This window comes from Pseudarthrobacter sp. SL88 (assembly GCF_026672455.1).
In the GTDB taxonomy this organism is placed as follows: domain Bacteria; phylum Actinomycetota; class Actinomycetes; order Actinomycetales; family Micrococcaceae; genus Arthrobacter.
Map to the genome: position 1 here is coordinate 654,083 of NZ_JAPPRD010000001.1, position 15,061 is coordinate 669,143.

Sequence of the window (15,061 nt, forward strand, 5' to 3'; positions counted from 1 at the left end):
GATTCAAAAAATGGCTTGACCCCACCCTCAGATTGGGTCTAGATTTTCGAGAAACCGATTACCGGCGTGACGCGGACCACTTGCGCCTTCGCCTCTGCAACGATGGAGAAACGGAAGGGAAGTGCCATGCTGTCCGGAACCTTCGCCGCTCGGGCCTATTCGTTCTTTGACACCCTTCTGTGGATCGCATGCCTCAATGTGCTGTGGCTGGTGTTCACCCTGCTCGGGCTGGGCGTGGCCGGGATCGGACCTGCCACTGCCGCGGCGCAGATCCTGGTGCGCAAGCGCGCCCGGGGGGAAGCGGCGCCACTGCTGCGCGGGTTCACGGCGGAGTACTTCCGGAACTTCGGCCGCGCCAACATCCTTGCACTGCCGCTGCTCGCATTGGCCGTGGCGCTGGCCATGAACTGGAACTTCTTCTCTGGCGGCCGGGACCTCATCTCGCAGCTGATGGCGGCCGGGATCTTTGTGGCAGCCATCTTCCTGGCGGGGGCCGCGTGCTACGTGTTCCCCATGTACGCCCGCTACGTACTGCCCCTGCGGCAGTACCTGATGCTCTCGTCCCGCTTTGCCGTGCGGCACCTGGCCGGGACGGTCATCCTCCTGTTCGTCTCGGCGGCGGTGGTGTACGCCAGCACCACCGTTCCCGGACTGATTCCGTTCTTCAGTGCCGGCGCGTGGCTCTACACCACGGGCTGGCTCTGCGACCGGTTCTTCACCGCCAATGACGAGTCGGTTGCCGCCGACGCCGAGCCGGCCGCTGCAGGTGCCGAGCCGGTGCCCGCCGCCGTCTCCACCGCTTGACCGGCTGACAGTCGGCGCGGCCCCGGGCCGGCTGCCGTTCCGGTGGGGTCCATCGGAACGCCCGTCCGGCGAACCAGCCCAGCCCCGCGCCCTCGGCGTGCCTGCCCGCAGTAAATGAAACGTATCAACCTCATCAGAACGACCAACGAAACCCCGAAGAAGTGGAAAAGGAAAAACCATGATCCGTAGGAAACTCACCCTGGCGGCCGCCGTCGTCACCGTCTCCGCCCTGTCCCTCACCGCCTGCAGCGGCGGCGGCAATGAACCCGCCGCGGACCTCACCAGCGTCTCCATCATGGCCCCGTTCCTTGAGGCCCAGCCACCCAGCGCTGACGGCGCCGTCCAGAAGAAGCTGGAAGAACTCACCGGCAAGGACATCAACATCAACTGGACGCCCAACTCCTCGTACGAGGACAAGACCAACATCACGCTGGCAGGCTCGGACATCCCGCAGATCATGGTCATCCAGGGCAAGACCCCCGGCTTCGTCAAGAACGCCGAAGCGGGTGCCTTCTGGGACCTGACCGACAAGCTCGACAAGTACCCGAACCTTAAGACCACGTTCCCCGACATCCAGGAGAACGCCAGCATCAACGGCAAGGTCTACGGCGTCTACCGTGGCCGTGCGCCCATGCGCGCTGCGGTGATGTTCCGCCAGGACTGGCTGGACAAGCTGGGACTCCAGCCGCCCAAGACCACCGAGGACCTCTACAAGGTGGCCAAGGCGTTCACCGAGCAGGATCCGGACGGCAACGGCCAGAATGACACGTGGGGCATCACCATCCCCAAGTGGGGCGCCCTGGGCACCAACAGCCCCTACGACCTGATCGAGGAATGGTACGGCGCCGGCAACCGGTGGACCGAGAAGGACGGAAAGCTGATCCCCAGCTTTGAGACCGACGAATTCCTCGAAGCCAACCGCTTCGTGAAGAAGATGGTGGACGAGAAACTCATCAACCCGGACTTCGCCACGTTCGACGGCACCAAGTGGAACGAACCGTTCTTCAACGGCAAGGGCGGCATCATTGTGGACGTCGATTCCCGCGTCAGCGTCCTGGTCAACCTCTTCAAGCAGGCCGATCCCAACAACTTCCAGAACAAGGTGGGCTTTGTGGGCAACCTTGAAGGCCCCGACGGCGAACTCCACGCCCACCCCACTGACGGCTACTCCGGCTTCCTGGCCGTCCCCAAGTCCAGCGTCCGCACCGAGGCCGAGCTGGACAAGGTCCTCGAGGTCCTGAACACCCTGAACGGCAAGGAGGTGGCCACCCTCCTCAACAACGGCATCGAGGGGGTCAACTTCACTGTGGCGGACGGCAAGGCCGCCACCATCAAGCCTGAAACCAGCGAGGGCAAGGCAGTCAGCACGGACATCAAGAGTTACGCGCAGCTGGGCATGAACGTGGCCGGCAACAACTTCTACCCCGTTAAGCAGGCCAGCGACTACGAGCAGCAGGTCTTCGACAAGCGCACCGAGGTCATGGCCGAGGACCTCAAGAGCGCTGTGTACAACCCCGCCGCCCCGTATGTCTCCGCCACCTACGTGGCCAAGGGCGCGCAGCTGGACAACATCGTGGCCGACGCCCGGATCAAGTACCTTGCCGGACAGATCGATGAGCAGGGCCTGAAGGACGCCATCAAGCTCTGGGACACCAGCGGCGGCAACAAGGTCAAGGAAGAGATCAACAAGCTCTGGCAGGACAACAAGTAAATGGCAGCCCCCGTCGTCGAGGCTGAGGCCTCGGGGCGGGCGGCCACCCGGCCGCCCGCCCGGGAGCGGAAGAACGCCAAGTTCTCCGTCCATTTCGCGCACTACAAGTGGCTGTACCTGCTGCTGTTGCCGGGCGTGCTGTACTTCGCGGTGTTCCGCTACGGCCCCATGTACGGCGTGTCCATCGCCTTCAAGGACTACGTCCCGTTCCTGGGCGTCAACGGCAGCCGCTGGGTGGGGACCCAGCACTTCGAGGACTTCTTCTCCAACCCGGATTTCCCGCGCCTGCTGGGCAACACCCTGATCCTGGCGTTCCTGAACCTGGGCATCGCCTTCCCGCTGACCATCGTGCTGGCACTGCTGCTGAACGAGGTCCGCCTCTCCGTCCTCAAGCGCACGGTCCAGACCCTGGTGTACATCCCGCACTTCCTGTCCTGGACCATCGTGGCGTCGCTGAGCTTCCTGCTGTTCGCGCTGGATATCGGCCCGATGTTCCAGTTCCTGAACAACGTGATGGGCACCAACATCGACTTCCTGTCCGATCCCGCCTGGTTCCGGCCGCTGATCGTGCTGCAGGAGATCTGGAAGAACACCGGCTGGGGAACCATCATCTTCCTCGCTGCCCTGTCCACCGTGGACCAGGACCAGTACGAGGCCGCGATCATCGACGGCGCCGGACGCTTCCGGCGGGTCTGGCACATCACGCTGCCCGGGATCCGGTCCACCATCATCGTGATGCTGATCCTGGCGATCGGGCAGATGCTCAACACCGGATTCGAACAGATCTACCTGATGACCAACGCCCTCAACCGGGACGTCGCGGATGTCTTTGACACCTACGTGTACTTCGTGGGCATCACCCAGGGCGCCTACTCCTACTCCACTGCGGTGGGCCTGTTCAAATCCCTGGTGGGACTGGTGCTGATCTTCGGCACCAACTGGCTGGCCAAGCGGTTCAACCAGAGCGGACTGTTCTAATGAAGATCCACAACACCACCGGCGGCCGGGTGTTCGACGCCGCCAACTACGTCTTCCTGTCCCTGGTGGGCGTCGTCACCCTGTTGCCGTTCGTCTACGTCTTCGCCGGCTCGTTCGCCACCGAAGCGGAAATCACCCGACGGGCGTTCTTCGTCTGGCCCGAGCAGTTCAGCCTGGGCTCCTACGAGTACATCTTCTCGACGCCGGCCTTCACCAGGGCGCTCATCACCACCATCCTGGTCACCGCCGTCGGAACGGTTGTCCAGCTGGCGTTCACGGTGACGATGGCCTACCCGCTGGCCAAGAAGACCCTCCGGGGACGCAAGCTCATCCTGTCCCTGGTGGTCTTCGCCATGGTGTTCTCCGGCGGCATGATCCCCACCTTCCTCCTGGTCAAGGACCTGGGCCTGCTCAACTCCTACTGGGCCCTGATCCTCCCGGCGGCGATTAACCCGTTCAGCCTGATCATCATCAAGAACTTCTTCCAGGAGCTTCCCGCGGAGCTGGAGGAATCCGCCAAGATGGACGGCGCCACGGAGATCGGCATCCTTTGGCGGATCCTGCTGCCGCTGTCCAAGCCCGTCCTGGCCACGTTCGCCCTGTTCTACGCCGTGGGCATCTGGAACGACTTCATGTCGCCCCTGCTCTACCTCAGCGACAACTCCAAGTGGACCCTGCAGATGTACCTGCGCCAGGTCACCGCGGCCTCGGACCTGCTGGGAACCGGCAACGTTGACCCCAACTACATCCCGCCGGAACAAGGCATCAAATTCGCAGTGATCGTGGTGGCCACCCTGCCCATCCTGATCTTCTACCCCTTCCTGCAGAAGCACTTCGCCAAAGGCATGCTCATCGGCTCCGTCAAGGGCTAGAAACCGCACTCAGAGAAAGAAGACCATGAAGATCCTGCTCGCCGGTGATTCCACCGTCGCCAACTGCCCCACGCACGAGTACCCCATGAGCGGGTGGGGCGCGCAGCTGGCCCCGCACGTCTACCGGCGTGCAGCGGTCCACAACTTCGCCAAGGGTGGGGCCAGTACCGGGTCCTTCCGCGACGAAGGGCTGTGGACGGCGCTGCTGGGAGAGGCCGGCGAAGGCGACCTTGTCCTCATCCAGTTCGGCCACAACGACCAGAAGAAGCAGCACCTCGCAGCGCGCACCGGCTACGCGGCCAACCTGCGCACCATGGTGGGCGAGGTACGTGCCCTGGGCGCGGCTCCGGTGCTGTGCACCTCCGTGGAACGGCGGCACTTCCGGGACGCGCCGTCGTCGTCCGCCGGCATGGGCGACGTGCTGGAGGAAAGCCTTGAGGACTACCCCGAGGTGGTGCGGGAACTGGGGCTGGAACTCGGAGTCCCGGTGATCGACCTCAACGCCTGGACGCGGGACCTGTACCTCCGCCTGGGCCGGGAGCAATCCGTGGCGCTGTTCTGCCACTTCGCGCCGGGGGAGCATGCCTACTGGCCGGACGGGCTGGCGGACAACACGCATTTCTCCCATGAAGGTGCTGCAGTGGTTGCTGAGCACGTGGCAGCCGAGCTTGCGGAGCTTGGGCTCGCCGCCCCGGCTTTTGCAGGTACGACGGCGGAACGCGCCTGAGTGGGCGGCGCCAAAGGAAGCGCCGGGGTGCTGTACAGCAACGCGCTGGGTGGCCCGGCGGACGTGGCGGACTGGGTGCCGGAAGGGCCGCTGAGTGTTCATGGCCATGAAGGGGCGCTGGAGCTGTCCGGCGCACTGGACGACGCGGAATTCGGTGACCACGCCCACTGGACGTTCTGGTGCCCGGAGGAGTTTCCGGACGGGATCCGCATTAGCTGGGACTTCCGGCCCCTCGAAGAGCCGGGCCTGGCGATGTTGTTCTTCGCTGCGGCCGGCCAGGGCGGGCTGGATCTCTTCAGCCCTGATCTGGCCCCGCGGACGGGGTTCTATCCGCAGTACCATTCGGGGGACATCGATGCCCTGCACGTCTCGTATTTCCGGCACAAGTACGAATCAGAGCGGGCCTTCCGGACGTGCAACCTCCGCAAGAGCGCCGGCTTCGAACTGGTGGCGCAGGGCGCTGACCCGCTGCCGCCCACGGAAGACGCGGTGGACTTCTACCGTCTGGAAGTGTTGAAGGACGGCCCCCAGGTGTCCTTTGCCATCAACGGATTGACCCTGTTCGAGTGGACAGACTCCTCGGGAAGGGTGCTCGGCGGCGGCCGTATCGGGTTCCGGCAGATGGCCCCGCTGCGGGCCGCCTACCGGAACCTGGTGGTGGAGAAGCTGCGCTGAGGCGTCCTACGCCTTGCCGGTGCTCTGCCGGACTACGAGTTCCGGAGTGAACACCACCGCACGGTGCGTGGCGTTCTGGGACTCCACTTCCTCGGTGAGGAGCTCGATGGCGGTCCGGCCCAGCGCCTCGGTGGGCTGCCGGATGGAGGACAGCGGAACCACTGCCGAGACGGCAAAAGTCGATGTCGTCATACCCGATCAGCGCCACATCCTCCGGGATGCGGAAGGTGTGGGTCATGGTGAGGGACTGCATGACGCCGAGGGCCAGGAGGTCGTTGGCGCAGAAGATGCCGTCCGGCAGCTGCTCCGGCCCGCGTTCCACCAACATGTTCCCCACGCTGCGTCCTGCCAGGACGGTCATCCCCTCCGACGTCAGCACTTCCAGTGTTGCGTTGGGCTCCTCCTTGACGGCGCGCTGCGCCCCCTGCAGGCGGTCTGACACCTGGCGGATGGACGTGGGGCCGCCCACGAACGCGAGCCGACGGCGGCCGGTGTCCAGCAGGTGCCGCGCGGCCAGGTACCCGCCGGCGTCGTCATCAACGGAAACCGAACTGAACCTGGACTCGTCCGCGAGGCGGTCCACCAGGACCGTGGGCACGCCGCGCTCGCGGAGGAGGTCCAGCCGCTCGGTGACGTCGCCAACGGGCGAGATCAGGAGGCCCTGGACCCGCTGCTCCTGGAAAAGATCGATGTAATTCGCCTCGCGGCCGGCGTCGTGCCCGCTGTCGCCCAGCAGCACCGCGCTGCCGTGGACGCTGGCGGCATCCTCTGCCGCCCGCACCACCGACGTGAAGAACGGGTTGCCCACGTCAAGGACAATCAGCCCCACGGTGCGGCTGTGGCCGGCGCGGAGCTGGCGGGCCGCGTCGTTGCGGACGAACCCCAGCTCGTCGATGGCTTTCAAGACGCGTTCCTTGGTGCGCTGGGACACCCTGTCCGGGTAATTCAGCACATTGGAGACGGTGCCCACGGCAACGCTGGCGTGGTTGGCAACGTCCTTGATACTGGCGGTGCGGTTCATGATTCTCCGAGCTGCTGGTCCGGATGCCCTGACTTCCGCGGCCCAATTGCCGGGGCCGGGTGGAAATGCTTGACACCTACTCAGGTTCAAGAGTACTTTGAATCGTACCAATGAAACGATTCAAATATCCGCGAGTTCAGGAGAGTTCCAGATGAGGGTGTGCTTCCGGTCCTCGATCCAGCCGGCGCTGATCGACGAGTACAAGCGGCGCCATGCCGCGGTGTGGCCGGAGATGCTTCTTGCCCTGAAGGAAGCGGGCTGGAACAACTACTCCCTGTTCCTGGCGGACGACGGGCTCCTGGTGGGCTACGTCGAGTGCGACGACTTCGACGCCGTGCGTGCCCGCATGGCCCTGACCGAAGTCAACGCGCGATGGCAGGCCGAGATGGCCTCTCTGTTCGATGACACAGAAAACACCGGCCAGGCGCCCGACGAGGGGTTCCAGGTCCTGGAAGAAGTGTTCAACCTTGACGGCCAGCTTGCGGCCGCAGGCTCCACGCCCAAGTAGTTCCACAGTCCTGTAGTTCCACAGTCCTGTAGTTCCATACCCCGGTAACTACAGCGACACCCAGCTCCTGCAGCGGGGCAGTACCCAACAGACCACAGCAGCACAAGACACCGGAAAGAACCATCATGAATGACGTAGCAAAGGCGCTGGGCAGGCTCGGAGAGCTTGCCATCGAGGTCCCTTCGTGGGCCTATGGAAATTCAGGCACGCGGTTCAAGGTGTTCGGCACGCCCGGCACGCCGCGAACGGTCCAGGAGAAGCTGGCCGACGCCGCCAAGGTCCATGAGCTGAGCGGTCTTGCGCCCACCGTGGCGCTGCACATTCCGTGGGACAAGGTGGACGACTACTCCGCCCTCAAGGAGTACGCCGCCGGCCTGGGCGTGGGCCTGGGCACCATCAACTCCAACACCTTCCAGGATGACGAGTACAAGTTCGGCTCCCTGACGTCCTCCAACGAGGCCGTTCGCCGCCGCGCCATTGAACACCACCTGGACTGCATCGAAATCATGCACGCTACGGGCTCCCGCGACCTGAAGATCTGGCTGGCGGACGGGACCAACTACCCGGGCCAGGATGATCTCCGCGGCCGCCAGGACCGCCTGGCCGAGTCCCTGCAGGAAATCTACGCCGCCCTGGGTGACGAGCAGCGCCTGGTCCTGGAATACAAGTTCTTCGAGCCGGCATTCTATCACACCGATGTTCCGGACTGGGGCACTTCCTACGCCCAGACTTTGGCGCTGGGCGAGAAGGCGTTCGTCTGCCTGGACACCGGCCACCACGCCCCGGGCACCAACATCGAGTTCATCGTGATGCAGCTGTTGCGCCTGGGCAAGCTGGGTTCGTTCGACTTCAACTCGCGCTTCTACGCCGACGACGACCTCATTGTGGGTGCCGCCGATCCGTTCCAGCTCTTCCGCATCATGCACGAGGTGATCCGCGGTGGCGGCTTCGGCAAGGAATCCGGTGTGGCGCTGATGCTGGACCAGTGCCACAACCTGGAAGAGAAGATCCCGGGCCAGATCCGGTCCGTGCTGAACGTCCAGGAAATGACGGCCCGCGCCCTGCTGATCGACACCGCGGCCCTCACCGAGGCCCAGCGCGCCGGGGACGTCCTGGCCGCCAACGGCATCTTCAACGACGCCTTCTACACGGACGTCCGCCCCGCCCTGGCGGAGTGGCGCGAATCCCGCGGCCTCCCCGCCGACCCGATGGCCGCCTACAAGGCCAGCGGCTACCAGAAACAGATCAACGAGGACCGCGCAGGCGGCCAGCAAGCCGGATGGGGCGCTTAATTCCTATGAGCAACAAGACTGTTGAAGACCTGATTTCTCGTTCCAACCGCCTCGGCGCGGACAAGCGGAACACCAACTTTGCCGGCGGCAATACCTCCGCCAAGGGCACCGAGAAGGACCCGGTCACCGGTGAGGACGTCGAACTCCTCTGGGTGAAGGGTTCCGGCGGTGACCTGGGCACGCTGAAGGCTGCGAACCTTGCCGTGCTGCGGCTGGACCGGCTGAACGCCTTGAAGAACGTCTACCCGGGCGTGGAGCGCGAAGACGAAATGGTGGCCGCCTTCGATTACTGCCTGCACGGCAAGGGCGGTGCCGCGCCGTCAATTGACACCGCCATGCATGGCCTGGTGGACGCCGCGCACGTGGACCACCTGCACCCGGACTCCGGCATCGCGATCGCGACGGCGGTGGACGGCGAAGCGCTCACCACCAAGATTTTCGGTGACAAGGTGGTCTGGGTTCCCTGGCGCCGCCCCGGATTCCAGCTGGGCCTGGACATCGCCGCCATCAAGGACGCCAACCCGCAGGCCGTCGGCACCATCCTCGGCGGCCACGGCATCACCGCCTGGGGCGCCACCAGCGAAGAGGCCGAGGCCAACTCGCTGTGGATCATCGACCAGGCCGAGCAGTACATCGCCGAGAACGGCGCGGCCGAACCCTTCGGGCCCAAGCTGCCCGGATACGGTGCGCTGCCGGAGGCAGAGCGCCGTGCCAAGGCCGCAGCCTTGGCACCCGTGATCCGCGGCCTGGCCTCCACCGACAAACCGCAGCTGGGGCACTTCAGCGATGACGCCGTCGTCCTCGACTTCCTCGAAGCCGCCGAGCACCCGCGCCTCGGCGCCCTGGGCACCTCCTGCCCCGGACCACTTCCTGCGCACCAAGGTCAAGCCGCTGATCCTGGACCTGCCCGCCGACGCCTCCATCGAGGACTCGGTCTCACGGCTCACAGAACTCCACACGGCATACCGCGAGGACTACCAGGCGTACTACAGCCGCCACGCGGATGCGGACAGCCCGGCGCTGCGCGGCGCGGACCCGGCCATCGTCCTGGTGCCCGGCGTGGGCATGTTCTCCTTCGGCGCCAACAAGCAGACCGCCCGCGTTGCCGGCGAGTTCTACATCAACGCCATCAACGTGATGCGCGGCGCCGAGGCGATTTCCACCTACGCCCCGATTGAGGAATCCGAGAAGTTCCGGATCGAGTACTGGGCACTGGAGGAAGCCAAGCTGGCGCGGCTGCCCAAGCCGAAGTCCCACGCCACCCGCATCGCTCTGGTGACCGGCGCCGCGTCGGGCATCGGCAAGGCCATCGCCACCCGCCTCGCCGCGGAAGGCGCCTGCGTGGTCATCGCCGACCTGAACCTGGAGAACGCCGAAAAGGTGGCCGAAGAGCTCGGCGGCCCGGACGTCGCCATCGGCGTCCAGGCCGACGTTACCGACGAAGCGCAGGTTGCGGCCGCGATCGACGCCGCAGTGCTCGCGTTCGGCGGTGTGGACCTGGTGGTCAACAACGCCGGCCTGTCCATTTCCAAGCCGCTGCTGGAAACCACGGAAAAGGACTGGGACCTGCAGCACAACGTCATGGCCAAGGGCTCCTTCCTGGTGGCCAAGGCCGCCGCGAAGGTCATGATCGCGCAGGGCCTGGGCGGGGACATCATCTACATCTCCTCCAAGAACTCCGTGTTCGCCGGCCCCAACAACATCGCCTACTCCGCCACCAAGGCAGACCAGGCCCACCAGGTCCGCCTGCTCGCCGCCGAACTGGGCGAGCACGGTATCCGCGTCAATGGCATCAACCCCGACGGTGTGGTCCGCGGCTCCGGCATCTTCGCCGGCGGCTGGGGCGCCAAGCGCGCCGCCGTGTACGGCGTGGACGAAGAGAAACTGGGCGAGTACTACGCCCAGCGGACCCTGCTCAAGCGCGAAGTCCTGCCCGAGCACGTGGCCAACGCCGCCGCCGTCCTCACCAGCAACGAACTGTCCCACACCACCGGCCTGCACATCCCCGTGGACGCCGGAGTGGCCGCAGCCTTCCTCCGGTGAGCACGTTGATCAACGATGCCGACGGCGCGGACACGGCCTCTGGCGTGTTCGCAGCCGTCGACATCGGCGCCTCGTCCGGCCGCGTCATGCTCGGCCGTGTTTCACCGGAGTCCGGGGTGGCCCTGGAAACCGTCCACCGCTTCCCCAACGGCGTGGTGGAGATCGACGGCGGCCTCCGCTGGAACTTCGACGCGCTCTTCGCGGAGGTGCTTGCAGGCCTCCGTACTGCCGCGACGGTGGCCGCCGGGCAGGGCGAACGGATCGCCAGCATCGGCATCGACACCTGGGCCGTGGACTACGGCCTGGTGGACGCTGACGGGAACCTCGTGGCCCAGCCGTTCAGCTACCGCGATGATCGCAGCCGGTCCGCCGTGGAGCCTGTCCACCGGAAACTGGACCCGGAGCGGCTGTACGCCACCACCGGCCTGCAGTTCCTGCAATTCAACACGATTTACCAGCTGGCCACCGAGAGGGAACTCGACGGGCTGCAGGCCCTCCTGATCCCGGACCTCATCGCCTTCCTGCTCACGGGCGCCCGCCGGACCGAGGCCACCAACGCCTCCACCACCGGTTTGTTTGACGCCGTGGCGGGGGAGTGGGCCACCGAATTCCTGGCGGCGCTGGGCTTGCGGAAGGACCTGTTCCCGCCGCTGATCCAGCCCGGCGAGGCGTTCGGCACCCTCCTCCCGGCCATTGCCGAGGAGGTGGGCCTGCCCTCCAGCACCCCCGTAGTGGCCGTGGGCTCGCACGATACCGCGTCCGCCGTCGCGGCCGTCCCGGCTGATACGGAGGGCGACGGCGGCGACTTCGCCTACGTCTCCTCCGGCACCTGGTCCCTGGTGGGCCTGGAACTGCAGCACCCGGTCCTCACCGAAGCCAGCCGGGAGGCGAACTTCACCAACGAACGCGGCGTGGACGGCACCATCCGCTACCTGCGCAACATCGGGGGGCTCTGGCTGCTCAGCGAATGCCAGCGCACCTGGGCATCGGAAGGGTTCCAGCCGGACCTGACGGCCCTGCTGGCCGCTGCCGCCGCGCTGCCCGCCGGCGGACCGCAAATCAATGCGGATGATCCGTACTTCATTGCCCCGGACAACATGCCCGAACGCATCCGTGCGGCAGTCCGGCGCACGGGCGAGGTGCTGCCGAACGATCCTGCGGCCATCACCCGGTGCATCATGGACAGCCTCGCTGCCGGATACGCCCGGACCCTGGCCGATGCCGAACGCCTGGCGGACCGCTCCGTGGGCGTGGTGCACGTGGTGGGCGGCGGATCGCAGAATGCCCTCCTCTGCCAGCTCACGGCCGATGCCACCCGGCGCCCGGTCATCGCCGGGCCCGTGGAAGCCACAGCCCTGGGCAATGTGCTCGTGCAGGCACGGGCGGCAGGCGCCGTGGCAGGCGGCCTGACCGAACTGCGCCGGCTCATCGCCGCCGGAGCCAGCCTGCACCGCTATGAGCCCCTCGACGTCCCCGTTACCGCCTCCCGGAATTGACACTATGAAAATCGCACTATTCGCCACCTGCATCGTGGACGGCATGTATCCGCGGGCTGCCCAGGCCACGGTGGCGGTCCTGGAACGGCTGGGCCACGAGGTGGTCTTCCCCAAGGGGCAGGCCTGCTGCGGGCAGATGCACGTCAACAGCGGCTACTTCAAGGAAGCCGTGCCAGTGGTGGCCAACCACGTCAGGGCCTTCGAATCGGAGGACTACGACGTCGCGGTGGCGCCGTCCGGGTCCTGCGTGGCGTCCGTGAAGCACCAGCACCCCATGGTGGCCCGCCGCGCAGGGGATGCCGGGCTCGAGGAGCGGGCAACCGCCGTCGGGAAGAAAACCTACGAGCTGTCCGAACTGCTGGTGGACGTCCTGGGCGTCACCGACCCTGCCGGACAGTTGGGCTCCTACTTCCCGCACACAGTGACCTACCACCCCTCCTGCCACGGCATGCGCCTGCTCAAGCTCGGCGACCGGCAGGCCGGCCTGCTCCGCGGCGTGGAAGGCCTGGAGCTGCTGGACCTGCCGGAGGCGGACCAGTGCTGCGGGTTCGGCGGCACATTTTCCGTGAAGAACGCCGACGTTTCGTCGGCGATGCTGGCGGACAAGACGGCAAACATCCGCAGCACCGGGGCGTCGGTGTGCGCCGGCGGGGACTACTCCTGCCTGATGCACATCGGCGGCGGCCTCTCCCGGCAGGAGTCCGGTGTGGCCACGCTGCACCTGGCCGAGATCCTCGCCAGCACCGAAGCCGAGCCGGTCGCCGTTCCAGGACCTGCCGGACAAACCGTGAAAGTGGTGGTCAAATAATGTCCCGCACCGCACTGGGAATGCCCGGCCTGCGGCCCGGCTCCGGGAACCTCTTCGCTGAGGAAAAGTTTCCCTCAGCGGCCCGAAGGGAGCTCGGCAACAGCCAGCTCCGCCGCAACCTGAAGCACGCCACCTCCACCATCCGCACCAAGCGCCTCAACGTCACCGGGGAACTGCCCGACTGGGAGGAACTGCGCGACGCCGGCAGTGCCCTGAAGGCCTCCGTCATGGCGCGACTGCCCGAACTCCTGGAAGCCTTCGAAGCCAACGTCACCGCCCGCGGCGGCACGGTGCACTGGGCCCGCGACGCCGATGAGGCCAACCGCATCATCCACGAACTTGTCAAAGCCGAGGGCGTGGACGAGGTGGTCAAGGTCAAGTCGATGGCCACCCAGGAAATCGGCATGAACGAATACCTCGAAGAGCACGGCATCGCCGCCTACGAAACGGACCTGGCCGAACTCATCGTCCAGCTGGACCATGACAAGCCCAGCCACATCCTGGTCCCGGCGATCCACAAGAACCGCACCGAGGTCCGCGACATCTTCCTCAAGGAAATGCCCGGCGTCGATCCCCACCTCACGGACGAACCGCGCCGCCTCGCCATGGCCGCCCGCACCCACCTGCGCGCCAAGTTCCTCACCGCCAAAGTGGCGATCTCCGGCGCGAACTTCGGCATCGCAGACTCCGGGACCCTCAGCGTGGTGGAGTCCGAGGGCAACGGCCGCATGTGCCTCACGCTGCCGGAGACCCTGATTACCGTGATGGGCATCGAGAAACTGCTGCCCACCTTCTCGGACCTTGAGGTGTTCCTGCAGCTCCTTCCGCGCTCCTCCACCGGCGAGCGGATGAACCCCTACACCTCCCTCTGGACCGGCGTCACCGAAGGAGACGGGCCTTCCACGTTCCACGTCATCCTGCTGGACAACGGACGGACCAACGCCCTGGCCGATGAGATGGGCCGCTCGGCCCTGCATTGCATCCGCTGCAGCGCCTGCATCAACGTCTGCCCCGTCTACGAACGCACCGGCGGCCACGCCTACGGCTCAACGTACCCGGGCCCCATCGGCGCCATCCTGTCGCCGCTGATGACCGGCGTCGAAGCCGAGGAGAACGGGTCGCTGCCGTACGCGTCCTCGCTCTGCGGGGCCTGCTACGACGCCTGCCCGGTCAAGATCAACATCCCGGACATACTGGTCCACCTCCGCGGAAAGGACGTGGACGCCCACCGCGGCGGACTCCCGTCCCAACTGGACGTCGGGCTCAAGGCGGCCTCATGGGCGCTGTCCGACGGACGCCGGCTGGGCGCCGTCGAAAAGCTCCTGCCCCTGGGCCGCGCCGCCGCCGGCAAGGACAAGAAAATCAAGAAACTGCCCGGCATCGCCGCCGGCTGGACCCAGAGCCGCGACATCCCCGCGCCCCCGTCCCAGTCCTTCCGCGACTGGTGGGCCAAGGAGCACAAGGAATCATGAGCACCCGCGAACACATCCTCGCCGCCGTCCGCACCGCGCTGCAGGACGCCCCGGCCGTTCCGGACATTCCACGGACCTACCGCCAGGACGGAAACCTCAACGCGGAAGAACGCATCGACGTGCTGGTGGACCGGCTGGAGGACTACAAAGCCGGCGTGACGGTGGTGGACGAAGCCGCTATTCCGGCCACCATCCAGGGCCTGCTCGCCGGCGCGCGCTCCTACGTGGTGCCCGCCGGGCTGGACCCGGCCTGGCTCGCCTGGGAAACGGAACCTTCCAGGGTGAAGTACGACGGCGGCGGGCACGGCGCGCGGTCCGTCACCGACCTCGACGCAACCGACGCCGTCGTGACCTCCAGTGCGGTGACCGTCGCCGAATCCGGGACCATCATCCTGGACGGCAGCCCCGACCAGGGCCGCCGCGCCATCTCGCTGATCCCGGACCACCACATCTGCGTGGTCCACAGCCGCGACATCACGCAGATCCTCCCCGAAGCCCTCCGCCGTCTGGACGGCACCCGCCCGCTCACCATGATCAGCGGCCCCAGCGCCACCTCGGACATCGAACTCGAACGCGTCGAAGGCGTCCACGGGCCACGCCGGCTGGACGTCATCATCACCAAACAGTCCGGGAAGCTTCCCGCGTCGTAGGATC

The 15,061-nt window shown here is 66.2% G+C and carries 12 protein-coding genes and 2 pseudogenes; 13 read left to right on the forward strand and 1 reads right to left on the reverse strand.

Annotated features, from left to right (window positions below; all coding sequences use genetic code 11):
* The first annotated feature begins 126 nt into the window (after positions 1-126).
* From OVA06_RS02910 to OVA06_RS02935, 6 genes are all read left to right on the forward strand, one after another.
* Positions 127-804: a YesL family protein gene (locus OVA06_RS02910; RefSeq protein WP_268156176.1), complete on the forward strand. Its 678-nt coding sequence runs from the start codon at positions 127-129 to the stop codon at positions 802-804.
* A gap of 178 nt (positions 805-982) precedes the next feature.
* Positions 983-2,515 carry an extracellular solute-binding protein gene (locus tag OVA06_RS02915; protein WP_268156178.1) on the forward strand — a complete coding sequence of 511 codons (1,533 nt, stop codon included), beginning with the start codon at positions 983-985 and terminating at the stop codon, positions 2,513-2,515.
* Positions 2,516-3,493, forward strand: coding sequence for an ABC transporter permease (locus tag OVA06_RS02920; RefSeq protein ID WP_056076307.1), 978 nt, complete (start codon positions 2,516-2,518; stop codon positions 3,491-3,493).
* On the forward strand, positions 3,493-4,365 hold the full coding sequence (locus OVA06_RS02925) for a carbohydrate ABC transporter permease (protein WP_268156180.1): 873 nt from the start codon (positions 3,493-3,495) through the stop codon (positions 4,363-4,365). Before OVA06_RS02920 ends, OVA06_RS02925 begins: the two co-directional genes overlap by 1 nt.
* A gap of 25 nt (positions 4,366-4,390) precedes the next feature.
* On the forward strand, positions 4,391-5,092 hold the full coding sequence (locus OVA06_RS02930) for a rhamnogalacturonan acetylesterase (RefSeq protein ID WP_268156181.1): 702 nt from the start codon (positions 4,391-4,393) through the stop codon (positions 5,090-5,092).
* Between the two features lie 27 nt (positions 5,093-5,119).
* Complete coding sequence (locus OVA06_RS02935; RefSeq protein WP_268156183.1) at positions 5,120-5,767, forward strand: DUF1961 family protein; 648 nt, start codon at positions 5,120-5,122, stop codon at positions 5,765-5,767.
* Between the two features lie 6 nt (positions 5,768-5,773).
* Here the strand turns inward: OVA06_RS02935 and OVA06_RS02940 are convergent.
* A pseudogene (locus OVA06_RS02940) lies at positions 5,774-6,788 on the reverse strand (LacI family DNA-binding transcriptional regulator).
* A 151-nt stretch (positions 6,789-6,939) separates the two neighbouring features.
* On the opposite strand from OVA06_RS02940, the gene OVA06_RS02945 reads away from it, so the two are divergent.
* The 7 genes and pseudogenes from OVA06_RS02945 to OVA06_RS02975 all read left to right on the forward strand — a co-directional run bounded on the left by OVA06_RS02945 (position 6,940) and on the right by OVA06_RS02975 (position 15,057).
* Entirely contained in the window at positions 6,940-7,296 is a 357-nt protein-coding gene (locus tag OVA06_RS02945; protein ID WP_268156185.1) for an L-rhamnose mutarotase, read from the forward strand.
* A 125-nt stretch (positions 7,297-7,421) separates the two neighbouring features.
* A complete protein-coding gene (gene rhaI, locus OVA06_RS02950; protein ID WP_268156187.1) occupies positions 7,422-8,588 on the forward strand; it encodes an L-rhamnose isomerase in 1,167 nt (388 codons plus the stop codon).
* A gap of 5 nt (positions 8,589-8,593) precedes the next feature.
* Positions 8,594-10,631 (forward strand): annotated as a pseudogene (locus OVA06_RS02955) (bifunctional aldolase/short-chain dehydrogenase).
* Positions 10,628-12,127, forward strand: coding sequence for a rhamnulokinase (locus OVA06_RS02960; protein WP_268156189.1), 1,500 nt, complete (start codon positions 10,628-10,630; stop codon positions 12,125-12,127). Before OVA06_RS02955 ends, OVA06_RS02960 begins: the two are co-directional and overlap by 4 nt.
* Positions 12,128-12,131: 4 nt before the next feature.
* Positions 12,132-12,935 (forward strand): (Fe-S)-binding protein, encoded by an 804-nt coding sequence (locus tag OVA06_RS02965; protein ID WP_056076283.1) that lies wholly within the window; start codon positions 12,132-12,134, stop codon positions 12,933-12,935.
* Complete coding sequence (locus OVA06_RS02970; RefSeq protein WP_268156191.1) at positions 12,935-14,407, forward strand: LutB/LldF family L-lactate oxidation iron-sulfur protein; 1,473 nt, start codon at positions 12,935-12,937, stop codon at positions 14,405-14,407. The genes OVA06_RS02965 and OVA06_RS02970 overlap by 1 nt, the downstream gene beginning before the upstream one ends.
* Positions 14,404-15,057, forward strand: a complete 654-nt coding sequence (locus tag OVA06_RS02975) for a LutC/YkgG family protein (RefSeq protein ID WP_268156193.1) — start codon at positions 14,404-14,406, stop codon at positions 15,055-15,057. Before OVA06_RS02970 ends, OVA06_RS02975 begins: the two co-directional genes overlap by 4 nt.
* The last annotated feature ends 4 nt before the right edge of the window (positions 15,058-15,061 follow it).